Here is an 11,554-nt window from a genome sequence, read left to right as displayed (position 1 = left end):
ATGGGTATAAATAGAGTACAAATAAAACAAAGAGGTGTTATTATTATGGCGAAACAAAAAGCAGGTTTATTAAGAGCAGCATTAGTAATTGGAGGTACTGCAGTAGCAGCGTTACTTTCTAAAAAAGAAAACAGAGATAAATTATTAGAAGAATACAACAAAGCGAAACAGGACCCTAAAGCTTATGCTGATAACGCTAAAGAAAAAGCAGCGAATTTACAGCAAGTTGCTAAAGAAGAAATCAACAAAGCGAAAGAAAATCCAGAAAGCTACAAAGCAAACTTAACACAAAAGGTTCAGGAAAAAGCTGCACCAATTAAAGAAAAGTTATCTAAAAATGATAACGTACAAGAAGACGTTCAGAACTTCGACGATGAAGGTGGCGCTAATAATATCCATATCGTAACAGATGCAGATGTTGCTGCTAAAAATCCGAATGCAGTAAGTAAAGACGACTTAAAATAATATAATTTGAACACATCTAACCGATGTGTTCTTTTTTTATGGTGTTTTCTGTATAATAGAGTTGTTAATACTTAAGGAGGCGTTATTATGTGGAGAGAAAAAGTAGCACAATACGAAGATAAAATGATAGAAGACTTAACAGGTCTGCTTAATATTCGAAGTGTACGTGACGATAGTCTGGCAGATGCAGAACATCCAGTTGGTCCTGGTCCACGCGCTGCACTCGACTATATGTACGAACTTGCAAAGCGAGACGGCTTTAATACACATGACGTAGATCACATTGCAGGCCGTATTGAAGCGGGTAAAGGCGACGAAATTTTCGGTATTCTTGGTCATGTTGACGTAGTACCGGAAGGGAGTGGATGGGATACAGATCCATTCAATGCAACGGTGACTGAAGATCGCATTATCGCACGTGGGACTTTAGATGATAAAGGGCCGACGATTGCAGCGTATTATGCAGTAAAAATTTTAGAAGATATGAAAGTGGACTGGAAAAAGCGTATTCATATTATTATCGGTACTGATGAAGAGTCGGAGTGGAAATGTACAGATCGATACTTTGAAACAGAGCCGATGCCTGACTTAGGTATCGCACCAGATGCTGACTTCCCGTTAATTCATGGTGAAAAAGGATTTTCATCATTTGATATTATTCAAGTTAGCGATGAAGAAAGTGAAACGACACCTGAAGTCGTATTAAAAGCATTAAAGTCAGGTGAACGTTACAACATGGTACCGGATCATGCTGAAGCACAACTTATAGTTAACGAGCAGATGGCATTCGTTATTCAAAGCTTTGAAGGATTCTTAAAGGAACATAGTTTAGAAGGTAAACATTATGTAGATAACGGTCAGTTGAAGTTAGAAGTTGAAGGAAAATCAGTTCATGGTATGGAACCATTCAAAGGTATTAATGCCGGACTGTATTTAATTCACTTCCTGAACAGTTTAGACCTTGATAAAAAGTCAAAAACTTTTGTTCAGCTAGGAGATGAGCAACTATTTGATTCTCACTTCGGTGAAAAGTTAGGTGTACAAATGGAGACGCCTGAATTAGGTAAACTTACAACGAACATCGGTATTATTAGTTATACAGACGTGGATGGTGGCGTATACGGCGTTAACTTACGTTATCCAAACGGATTTGAATTCGATAATGAAATCGACAAGTTATCTAGTGCAATCGCTCCTCAGTTTGAAGTTGAAGTGACGAAACATCAAGTACCGCACTACGTTGATAAAAACGACCCATTCGTACAGAAATTATTGCAGGCATACCGTAATCAGACAGGTGACATGACAGAACCTTATACGATTGGTGGCGGTACGTATGCACGTACTATGGAAAAAGGTGTTGCATTCGGTGCAATGTTTAAAGACTCAGAAGATTTAATGCATCAGAAAAATGAATATATTACGAAAAAGCAGCTGTTTGATGCGACTGCAATTTACTTAGAAGCGATTCATTCAGTATGTGTTGAAGGTGAATAATTTATTACAATGAACCATTTATTGTAATATGAACAAAAGTTCATCATATCATTTAAAGTAATACTTGAATTAAAACGTAAAAGGTTATAAAATTTAAATAAGACATTAAATTGTTCGGACTGAATAAGGCAAGAGATTTTTTCTCGTGCCTTTTCTTTTTTCTTGAAACAGGAGGTGAAACACGTTGGAACATTTCTATCAGCTCGGTTGGACATTAGATTCAGCTGGTGGTGCATCTGGAGAAGCATATATGGCAGAACAGGACGGCAGAAAGCTTTTCTTAAAGCGTAACTCCTCACCGTTCCTTGCTGCACTTTCTGCAGAAGGTATCGTGCCGAAACTTGTATGGACGAAAAGAATAGAAACAGGTGAAGTCGTTACTGCACAACACTGGAAGAATGGTCGATCGTTAACACATGATGAGATGAAATCACAACGTGTTGCATCGCTACTGAAGAAAATACATACTTCAAAGCCACTTCTGAATATGTTAAAGCGTCTTGAAATGAAACCGATGGACCCTGAAATTCTTCTGAAAAAGATAAATGCATCGCTTTCACGTAATGTACTGACACATCATACTGTACGTAAAGCGCTTATTTATCTTGAGGAGCATATGCCAAAGCTTGATCGTAAATTTTATACGGTTTGTCACGGTGATGTGAATCATAATAACTGGCTGTTGTCAGATCAGGATGAACTATTTCTCGTTGATTGGGAAGGTGCGATGATCGCTGACCCTGCGATTGATATCGGTATGATTTTATATACATATCGTGACTCGATAGACTGGAAAGTCTGGTTGGATACGTACGGAATTACGTATACGACAGACCTTGAAAAACGTATGAAGTGGTACACGATTATTCAAGCGATTGCAATGATTGAATGGTATGAAGAGAAAAGTCGTTATCACGACTTAAACGAATGGCTTAAATTTTTAGATGAAGTACTGAACTTGAATCGTTTTATTTAAAGGAGCAACATTATGAGAATGAGAAATAAACCGTGGGCAGAAGATTATCTTCTTGCACACGATGATATCGTGAGTATCGACCTTACACGTAAGGACCATATCATCGATTGGTTTGAAGAGAAGCAACCGATTCATATTGAAGTTGGAAGCGGTATGGGACGCTTTATTACCGAAATGGCAAAAGCAAATCCACATATTAACTATATCGGTATTGAACGCGATAAAAATGTAATGATACGAATCGTTGAGAAAGCTGTGGACCAAAACATTAAAAATTTACGTCTTTTAACTGTAGATGCAGAGAAATTAACAGACATTTTTAATCCAGGTGAGATCGATAGAATTTATTTAAATTTCTCAGATCCCTGGCCTAAAACGCGTCACGCGAAACGACGTTTAACACATGAAAATTTCCTTAAAGTTTACGAAACTGTATTGAATAATGATGGAGAGATTCATTTTAAGACTGATAATCAAGGTTTATTCGAATATTCAATCGAGAGTATGAGTCATTACGGTATGAAACTTAAAAATATTAATTTAAATTTACATGAGCAGGAACCTACTGATAATATTCGAACTGAATATGAAGAGAAGTTTTCAAATAAAGGATTTAGAATAAATCGTTTAGAAGCGAAATTCAGAGAGAGAGATTAACCATTTTATGGTCAGTCTCTCTCTTTTTTTATTGGGAAGATTCATGTAGACTAAGAATAAGGAATGTGAAAGAAAAGGGGAGATCGTCGTGAATTTTAATGCACATATTGATAGAAGTGCGACAAACGCAGTAGCTTATGAGCTACTTTCTCAAATGTATCAGCGTAAAGACCTCATGCCATTCTGGATTGCAGATATGGATATTGTAACGCCGGAAGTGATAACAAAAGCATTGCAAAAACGATTAGAACATCCGATATATGGCTATACAAACTGGAATAATGATCAGTTTTATATGCCTATCAGACATTGGTTCAGTACACGCTTTAATATGAATGTGTTAAAACAGGATATCGCATATAGTCCGAGTGTATTATTTACGGTAACAGAAGTGATACGCTCTGTTACGAATGAAGGTGATGGCGTTATCGTAAACATACCTTCCTATAATAATTTCCTGAATTTAATTCAGGGGAATAAACGTATGATTGTGGGTTGTGATTTGTTTGATGATGAGGATCAGTATTCGATGGATTTTGTGCAGTTTGAATATTTATGTCAAATGCCTCACAACAAAGTGTTTTTATTCTGCAATCCTCATAATCCTACTGGGAAAGTTTTCAGAGAAGAAGAAATAATAAAGATCATTGAAATATGCAAAAAACATGATGTATATATTATTTCAGATGAAATTCATATGGATTTCGTACGTCGAGGTGTGCATCATTCTTTAATAAAATACATGTCTGATTATGATAAAATTATCGTCACTACATGTTTAGGAAAGACATTTAACATATCCGGCATTCCACATGCGTACTATGTAACGAAAGATCATTATATGAAAACATTACTTCAGACAAAGATTGCCGGTGTATATGGCATAGGTGCACCGAACATGCTTGGATTAACTGCGATACGTGCTGCGTATATGCAGTGTGGTGAATGGGTTGATGCGCTGAATGCACATATAGAAACGAATATGCAGCTTACAGAAACATTTATTCAAGAACGTTTAAATGATGTATTATCTTTCCGTAAACCAGATGGTACATTTCTTGCATGGATAAACTTTGAAAAGAGCGGTTTTTCTGAAGTGGAAGTACAGGATGCATTACAAAATGAAGGGCGTATTGCAACAGGTATCGGTAATACTTACGAAATGGCTGCAAGTACGCACTTCAGGTTAAATGTCGCTTGTAGTAAGGAGAAGTTAATGCAAGGGTTACATGCGATAGAGAAAGCATTTAATCATTTAAAATCCGAACAACATTAAAAAACGATTTCCTGTACATCTATTAATTCACCTGTATAACAATCAGCGATAAATTCATGATTTGATTTCGGCGTGTTGATCATTCCGCGATATACGTGAGTGATTGCACCAAACTTAATAACTTTTTCCGGGGTATAGTTTATTGCAGAACCTGTTACATCACGATACGCCTGTTTCGTTTCTTCAAGTACTTTCTTTGGGTGTTTCATTGCAACGTTGTTCCTGCTGTAATATAGTGCAGCGATTGCAACGGGAATGACTAATAAATAACGTTTTTTCATAATTATATCCCTCCATTTTTACATTATTTTATCATAAAGGAGAAACATCATGACAACATTAACAGAAACAATTCGTACTTTAACAGAACTTCACGGTGCACCTGGACATGAATATTTAGTTCGAAATTATTTAAGAGATAGATTATCACCATTAGCAGACGAGGTCATCCAGGATGGGTTAGGTGGCATTTATTTCGTTAAGAAAAGCAAACAGCACAATGCTAAAAAAGTAATGATTGCAGCACATATGGATGAAGTTGGATTTATGGTTACACATATTACTCAAAACGGTATGCTCAAATTTACTTCACTTGGTGGATGGCCGGAAGATGTACTGCAGGCACAACGTATGAAAGTGTTAACGAAAGATAGTAAAGCGTTTACGGGGATCATCGGAAGCTTACCGAAACATTTCAGAACAGGAAACGAAGGCACGCCTCAAATTTCTGATATGATGCTTGATATCGGTGCTGAAAGTAAAGAGATGGTACTCGAGATGGGTGTTAATATAGGAGATGTAATCGTTCCGGAAGTAGAATTTAAACAGTTAACGGAACATCGTTTTTTATGTAAAGCATGGGATAACCGTTACGGCTGTACAATTATTGTAGATGTGATGGAACGTTTGAAAGATATAGACTTACCGTTTGATCTGTATATCGGAGCAAATGTTCAGGAAGAAGTCGGACTGCGTGGTGCAGGACCAGCTGCAAATATGATTCAACCGGATGTTGCGCTCGTCGTTGACTGTTCTCCGGCAAATGATATGGCAGGTAAGGAAAGTGACAACGGTAAACTTGGCGGTGGTACATTACTGCGTATTATTGATAGAACGATGATTTTAAAACCTTCGTTCAAACAGTTATTAATTGATGTATATGAAGAAAACGATGTTCTCTATCAGTATTATCAATCACCAGGTGGTACTGATGGCGGTCAGATTCATATTTCTAATGAAGGTGTTCCGACTGCTGTAATCGGTGTACCGGCACGTTACATTCATTCTAACCATACGATTTTTGATATTAGAGATTACGAAGCAGCGCGCGACGGAATGATGGCACTGCTTAAAAAACTTGATGATGAAGTAATTGCATTTCTAAAGAAAAATTAATCCGAGTAATTAAGTATCTTTTTGTTGACTTAAATGAGAAATGGTATAAAATAAAACCTATTCCGAGTAAAATGATATGAATAGGAGAATGGAAGAATGAAAAAATTATTAGCGTTACTTACAGCGTTTATATTTGTATTAGCAGCATGTGGCAGCAATGAAAGTAAAGAGAAGGATAGTAAGACATTAACAGTCGGAACTGAAGGAACTTATGCACCATTTACGTTCCATGATAAAGATGGTAAGTTAACTGGATACGATGTAGAAGTTACAGAAGCTGTTGCAAAAAAAGCAGGTTATAAAGTGAAATTTGTTGAAACACAATGGGATTCAATGTTCTCAGGTTTAAATGCAGGACGTTTTGATACAGTTGCAAACCAAGTAGGAATTAATGCAGAACGTAAGGAAAAATATAACTTCTCAAATCCTTATACGTATTCTGAAGGTGTACTTGTAGTGCGTAAAAACAATGATACAATTAAATCATTTGATGATGTAAAAGGTAAAAAATTAGCTCAGACATTAACTTCAAACTACGGTAAATTAGCGAAAGACAAAGGCGCTGAAATCACATCTGTAGAAGGTTTCAACCAAGCGATGGAAATGGTTTTATCGAACCGAGTTGAAGGTACATTCAATGATAAATTATCAGTTTTAGATTATCAGAAACAAAAGAAATCAGCAGACATTAAATTAATTACAGGTAATGCAGAGAAGAGTCAATCTGGATTTGTATTTACGAAGAAAACAGATAAAAAAGTCATAGAAGATATTAACAAAGCAATTGATGCGCTACAAAAAGACGGTACATTAACAAAAATAAGTAAGAAATGGTTTGGTGAAGATGTTTCTAAAGCTTAATGAAGAGCAATACCATGCACTGGATGCGGCGAGACAAGCTTTTAAACCGATGTTATGGGGATTGATAAATTATTCAATCCCTATTACTATAGCTACATTTATTCTCGGTTTAATCATCGCAATTATCACTGCACTGATGCGTGTGTCACGAAGTAAAGTTGCAAAAGGAATATCAAGGGTATATGTTTCGATTATTCGTGGAACACCAATGCTCGTTCAGTTATTTATTATATTTTACGGAATACCTGAAGTAGGACGTCTTATTACAGGGAATCCGGATATTAAACTGAATATCGCACCAGTAGTTGCTGCGATTATCGGTCTGAGCTTAAACGTAGGTGCATATGCATCTGAAATTATTCGTGGTGGTATATTATCGATCCCACAAGGTCAGAAAGAAGCCGCGTATTCTATCGGGATGAGTGAGTGGATGACGATGAAACGTATCGTGTTACCACAGGCGATGCGTGTTTCAGTTCCTGCACTCGGCAATACTTTACTCAGTTTAGTGAAAGATACTTCACTATTAGGATTTATTCTTGTCGCTGAAATGTTCCGAAAAGCACAGGAAATCGCAGCAACAAGCTATGAATTCTTATCGATATATGTGCTTGTCGGTTTAATGTACTGGGTAGTATGTTTTATCATTTCAATCGTACAAGGTCGATATGAGATGCACGTAGAAAGGAAGTATCAGCGATGATTTCAGTACGTAATGCAGTAAAAACATTTGGTACTAAAACAGTAATTCAAAACGTAGATCTGGATGTGAAAAACGGTGAAGTGGTTGTGCTCATCGGTAGAAGTGGTTCAGGCAAAACGACATTACTCCGTATGTTAAATGCGCTTGAATTACCAACGTCAGGTACGATTACGGTAGATGGATTAACGTATAAGAACGATGACAGAAAATCTCAAATTGCAGTGCGACAAAAGTCAGGAATGGTATTTCAGAACTTTCAATTGTTCCCGCATATGACAGCGCTGGAAAACGTAATGGAAGGGTTAGTGCAGGTTAAGAAGATGAAAAAAAGTGAAGCGGAACAAATTGCGCTGAACTTATTACAGAAAGTCGACTTAATACATGTTAAGGATCAATACCCGGTATCACTTAGTGGAGGTCAGCAGCAACGTGTTGGAATTGCCCGAGCACTTGCGATGAATCCGAAAGTCATGCTCTTTGATGAACCGACATCTGCGCTTGATCCGGAACTTGTTCAGGATGTGCTGAACGTCATTAAAGACCTCCGAGATGAAGGTATGACGATGGTCATTGTTACACATGAGATGAATTTCGCTAAAAATGTAGCGGATAAAGTTGCGTTTATTCATAACGGTCATATTGAAGAAATTGATACACCTGAACGTATCTTTAATGCACCACAATCAGAACATCTGAAGAAATTTTTAAACGTCATCGCATAAGCGGTACAATAGCGCCTAGTGATTATTCACTGGGCGCTATTTTTAAATAAATTATTAAGTAGTAATACACGTTATGCTATTATAATTGTAATATGTCTGTAAAAAATGAAAACTTAAAGGGGCTGGAATATTGAAAAATTTATTAAAGCGATGGTTCGTTGATGGTATGAGCTTTATGGCGCTTGGACTTTTCTGTTCGTTGATTATCGGATTAATACTGGAAACGTTAGGAACAGAATTAAAGCCATTGTTTGATACATCAATGTTAATCGAAATCGGTAAACTCGCAAAAAGTTATACAGGTGCAGCAGTAGGGGTTGCTGTAGCATATGGACTCGGTGCTAAGCCAATGGTCATATTCTCAAGTGCTGTGACCGGTATGTATGGGTATGAATTAGGTGGCGCTGCCGGGACTTATATCGTAAGTTTAGCGACAAGTGAACTCGGTCGACTCTATAGCGGGAAAACGAAAATCGATATTATATTAACACCGCTTTTAACGTTACTCATCGGGGGTGGTATCGCAAAGCTTACTGGACCATTTATTCAGAAAGTAATGCTGTCACTTGGAGAGTTTATTTCATTTGCAACGGAGCAGCAACCACTACTCATGGGCATGCTTGTTGCACTCGTATTTGGATTAACACTATCAAGCCCAATTTCCAGTGCAGCGCTTGCTTTAATGTTAAATATTAACGGCACAGCTGCAGCTGCAGCTACGATCGGCTGTTGTTGTCATATGGTTGGGTTTGCAGTAACAGCATATAAGGATAATGGGTTTCAAAGTATCGTTGCACATGGTATCGGAACGAGTAAAATTCAAATTCCAAACTATATGATGCGCCCATTAATACTTGTGCCACCTGTAATTGCAAGTATCATAATCGCACCAATAATGACGACGCTCTGGCCGATGCACAATGTTGCTGCAGGTGCCGGTATGGGAACGAGTGGATTTGTAGGTCAGATCATGACGATTAAAACGATGGGTGCATCATTACAAACGTGGATGCAAATCGGACTATTTCATTTTATTTTACCGGGTGGTATCAGTTATATTATTTATATGATGATGTTACGCGCTAATTTAATTAAGCCGGGTGACCAGAAAATTTCGACAGGAGGAGAAAGATAATGAAAGAAATTACGTCAGTTGTGATGTTTAAAGAAAGTATTCAAAAACCAACAATTGCAATGTTTACAGCAGGATGGTGTCCGGATTGTCACTTTATTGCACCACACTTACCTGAAATTGAAGATATGCATAATGATTATCAGTTCGTTTCAGTCGATAGAGATCAGTTTATCGACCTTGCTGTAGATTATGATGTGATGGGCATTCCAAGCTTTATCGCGTTTGATAGAGGTGAGGAAATCGGCCGCTTCGTATCTAAAGATAGAAAAACAAAAGAAGAAATCGATACATTTATTAGAGGATTATAAATTATCACTTTTAAGATAACCTTATGAGTAACCACTGCTTTTATATGCAGTGGTTTTATTGTACAATGAATGTTATGTGAGGAGTGTTACAATGAATGTTTTTGAAATAAGAGATTACTTAAAAGATGCTTTAAAGGATGAAGCTGTAACGTTCCAATTTGATCGTAAAGAAGAGACGCTAAGAATAGAACGTAACGATAATCAAAAAGGATTAACGTTAAAGCTTGCACCTGTAGCAGCAAAGTATAAAGAAAAGAAAGAGAAGATATTAGAAGAAGTTTTATACTACATTAGAGAAACGATACATGCTTTTGGGGATGCAAATCCATTCGATGGCAAACCGATAATAATGCCAGTTGTGCGTGCGACAAGTTTTCAGAAAGAGCAAAACGGTATTCCATTTCTAATTACGGAGCATACTGCAGAGACGAACATTTATTACGCAGTCGATTTAGGTAATACGTATCGATTAATCGATGAGGAAGTACTGGAGAAATTAAATTTATCTGAATCACATGTGAAAGAACAGGCATTATTTAATCTGAATGGATTAAGTAATCCGTATAAAACAGATACTGTGAGTGGTAATACATATTATTTCTTTAATTCAAACGATGGTTATGACGCAAGTCGTTTATTAAACAAGCAACTTTTAAAGTCATTCCGTGATAAAATAACAGGTGAGATGTTAGTCGCAGTACCACATGGTGATGTGCTCATCATCGCAGATATTCAGAATGAAACAGGTTATGATGTATTAGCACAAATGACGATGCAGTTCTTTGCAAATGGATTAGTGCCAATAACATCACTGTCATTCCAGTATGAAGACGGCACTTTAACACCTGTATTTATTCTTGGGAAAAATAATGCAAAGCGTAATCAGGAAGCGATTCAGCGTATTGAAGCAAATCGTAAAAAATTTGAACAAGAAAAAAAGGATAAGGAGCAATAAGATGAATATTTTTTATAATGAGATTGTTGGAGATTACTTATTTATTACATTAGAGCCGGTAGAAGGGCCATTTACTTATGAAAAAAATGGAGATATTATTACGATAAAAAAAGATGAAAAAGTCGTTGGATATAACGTTAAAGGTGTAAAATCATTAAATCTTGAATCAAAAGGTGAATTGAAGCTTACAGAAAAGCTTGTTGATGAAATTAACGCATTACTTCAGGAGAAAGGTTTAACTTCACCACTTGAAGTAGATTTATCTCCGAAATTTGTTGTAGGTTTTGTTGAATCATGTGAAAAACATCCGGATGCAGATAAATTAAATGTTACACAAGTTGATGTTGGTACTGAAAAGTTACAGATTGTTTGTGGCGCTAAAAATATTGCACAAGGTCAGAAAGTTGTTGTTGCCAAAGTTGGTGCTGTAATGCCAAGCGGTATGATGATTAAAGATGCTGAACTACGCGGCGTACCGTCAAAAGGTATGATTTGTTCTGAGCGTGAACTTGGGCTTACTGATTCAGAAGAGAAAAAAGGTATTCTTGTATTAAATGACGACTATACAATCGGCGAAGACTTCTTTAAAGAGAAGTAAGGTGAT

14 protein-coding genes are annotated in these 11,554 nt (G+C 36.8%); 13 read left to right on the top strand and 1 reads right to left on the bottom strand.

What is annotated here, in order from left to right:
* Nucleotides 1-45: 45 nt before the first annotated feature.
* The 5 genes from LAU42_RS07960 to LAU42_RS07940 all read left to right on the top strand — a co-directional run bounded on the left by LAU42_RS07960 (nucleotide 46) and on the right by LAU42_RS07940 (nucleotide 4,871).
* Complete coding sequence (locus LAU42_RS07960) at nucleotides 46-465, top strand: YtxH domain-containing protein (RefSeq protein WP_224183087.1); 420 nt, start codon at nucleotides 46-48, stop codon at nucleotides 463-465.
* Nucleotides 466-552: 87 nt separating this feature from the next.
* A complete protein-coding gene (gene pepV, locus LAU42_RS07955) occupies nucleotides 553-1,962 on the top strand; it encodes a dipeptidase PepV (protein WP_224183086.1) in 1,410 nt (469 codons plus the stop codon).
* A 184-nt stretch (nucleotides 1,963-2,146) separates the two neighbouring features.
* Nucleotides 2,147-2,938, top strand: a complete 792-nt coding sequence (locus LAU42_RS07950) for a phosphotransferase family protein (RefSeq protein WP_224183085.1) — start codon at nucleotides 2,147-2,149, stop codon at nucleotides 2,936-2,938.
* A 12-nt stretch (nucleotides 2,939-2,950) separates the two neighbouring features.
* Nucleotides 2,951-3,595: a tRNA (guanosine(46)-N7)-methyltransferase TrmB gene (gene trmB, locus LAU42_RS07945; protein WP_224183084.1), complete on the top strand. Its 645-nt coding sequence runs from the start codon at nucleotides 2,951-2,953 to the stop codon at nucleotides 3,593-3,595.
* Between the two features lie 88 nt (nucleotides 3,596-3,683).
* A complete protein-coding gene (locus LAU42_RS07940) occupies nucleotides 3,684-4,871 on the top strand; it encodes a MalY/PatB family protein (RefSeq protein ID WP_224183083.1) in 1,188 nt (395 codons plus the stop codon).
* On the opposite strand, the gene LAU42_RS07935 is transcribed toward LAU42_RS07940, so the two are convergent.
* Nucleotides 4,868-5,152 (bottom strand): hypothetical protein, encoded by a 285-nt coding sequence (locus LAU42_RS07935; RefSeq protein ID WP_224183082.1) that lies wholly within the window; start codon nucleotides 5,150-5,152, stop codon nucleotides 4,868-4,870. The genes LAU42_RS07940 and LAU42_RS07935 overlap by 4 nt on opposite strands.
* 49 nt (nucleotides 5,153-5,201) lie before the next feature.
* Here LAU42_RS07935 and LAU42_RS07930 point away from each other — a divergent pair, with 49 nt between their 5' ends.
* From LAU42_RS07930 to ytpR, 8 genes are all read left to right on the top strand, one after another.
* Nucleotides 5,202-6,266, top strand: coding sequence for a M42 family metallopeptidase (locus LAU42_RS07930; protein WP_224183081.1), 1,065 nt, complete (start codon nucleotides 5,202-5,204; stop codon nucleotides 6,264-6,266).
* A gap of 96 nt (nucleotides 6,267-6,362) precedes the next feature.
* Nucleotides 6,363-7,127, top strand: a complete 765-nt coding sequence (locus tag LAU42_RS07925) for an amino acid ABC transporter substrate-binding protein (protein ID WP_224183080.1) — start codon at nucleotides 6,363-6,365, stop codon at nucleotides 7,125-7,127.
* Nucleotides 7,111-7,830 (top strand): amino acid ABC transporter permease, encoded by a 720-nt coding sequence (locus LAU42_RS07920; protein ID WP_224183079.1) that lies wholly within the window; start codon nucleotides 7,111-7,113, stop codon nucleotides 7,828-7,830. The genes LAU42_RS07925 and LAU42_RS07920 overlap by 17 nt, the downstream gene beginning before the upstream one ends.
* A complete protein-coding gene (locus LAU42_RS07915) occupies nucleotides 7,827-8,552 on the top strand; it encodes an amino acid ABC transporter ATP-binding protein (protein WP_224183078.1) in 726 nt (241 codons plus the stop codon). Before LAU42_RS07920 ends, LAU42_RS07915 begins: the two co-directional genes overlap by 4 nt.
* A 130-nt stretch (nucleotides 8,553-8,682) precedes the next feature.
* On the top strand, nucleotides 8,683-9,687 hold the full coding sequence (locus tag LAU42_RS07910) for a PTS sugar transporter subunit IIC (RefSeq protein WP_224183077.1): 1,005 nt from the start codon (nucleotides 8,683-8,685) through the stop codon (nucleotides 9,685-9,687).
* On the top strand, nucleotides 9,687-9,995 hold the full coding sequence (locus LAU42_RS07905) for a thioredoxin family protein (protein ID WP_224183076.1): 309 nt from the start codon (nucleotides 9,687-9,689) through the stop codon (nucleotides 9,993-9,995). Before LAU42_RS07910 ends, LAU42_RS07905 begins: the two co-directional genes overlap by 1 nt.
* Nucleotides 9,996-10,086: 91 nt before the next feature.
* A complete protein-coding gene (locus LAU42_RS07900) occupies nucleotides 10,087-10,950 on the top strand; it encodes a DUF1444 family protein (protein ID WP_224183075.1) in 864 nt (287 codons plus the stop codon).
* 1 nt (nucleotide 10,951) lies between these two features.
* Nucleotides 10,952-11,548, top strand: coding sequence for a YtpR family tRNA-binding protein (ytpR, locus tag LAU42_RS07895; RefSeq protein WP_224183074.1), 597 nt, complete (start codon nucleotides 10,952-10,954; stop codon nucleotides 11,546-11,548).
* The last annotated feature ends 6 nt before the right edge of the window (nucleotides 11,549-11,554 follow it).

Source organism: Macrococcus armenti, from assembly GCF_020097135.1.
Classification (GTDB): Bacteria; Bacillota; Bacilli; order Staphylococcales; family Staphylococcaceae; genus Macrococcoides; species Macrococcoides armenti.
This window is presented reverse-complemented; position numbering and strand designations above follow the sequence as displayed.

Coding starts and splice junctions, on each gene's coding strand:
- LAU42_RS07960 (WP_224183087.1), top strand. CDS start 46: ATGGCGAAACAAAAAGCAGGTTTATTAAGAGCAGCATTAGTAATTGGA.
- pepV (WP_224183086.1), top strand. CDS start 553: ATGTGGAGAGAAAAAGTAGCACAATACGAAGATAAAATGATAGAAGAC.
- trmB (WP_224183084.1), top strand. CDS start 2,951: ATGAGAATGAGAAATAAACCGTGGGCAGAAGATTATCTTCTTGCACAC.
- LAU42_RS07935 (WP_224183082.1), bottom strand. CDS start 5,152: ATGAAAAAACGTTATTTATTAGTCATTCCCGTTGCAATCGCTGCACTA.
- LAU42_RS07930 (WP_224183081.1), top strand. CDS start 5,202: ATGACAACATTAACAGAAACAATTCGTACTTTAACAGAACTTCACGGT.
- LAU42_RS07925 (WP_224183080.1), top strand. CDS start 6,363: ATGAAAAAATTATTAGCGTTACTTACAGCGTTTATATTTGTATTAGCA.
- LAU42_RS07920 (WP_224183079.1), top strand. CDS start 7,111: ATGTTTCTAAAGCTTAATGAAGAGCAATACCATGCACTGGATGCGGCG.
- LAU42_RS07915 (WP_224183078.1), top strand. CDS start 7,827: ATGATTTCAGTACGTAATGCAGTAAAAACATTTGGTACTAAAACAGTA.
- LAU42_RS07905 (WP_224183076.1), top strand. CDS start 9,687: ATGAAAGAAATTACGTCAGTTGTGATGTTTAAAGAAAGTATTCAAAAA.
- LAU42_RS07900 (WP_224183075.1), top strand. CDS start 10,087: ATGAATGTTTTTGAAATAAGAGATTACTTAAAAGATGCTTTAAAGGAT.
- ytpR (WP_224183074.1), top strand. CDS start 10,952: ATGAATATTTTTTATAATGAGATTGTTGGAGATTACTTATTTATTACA.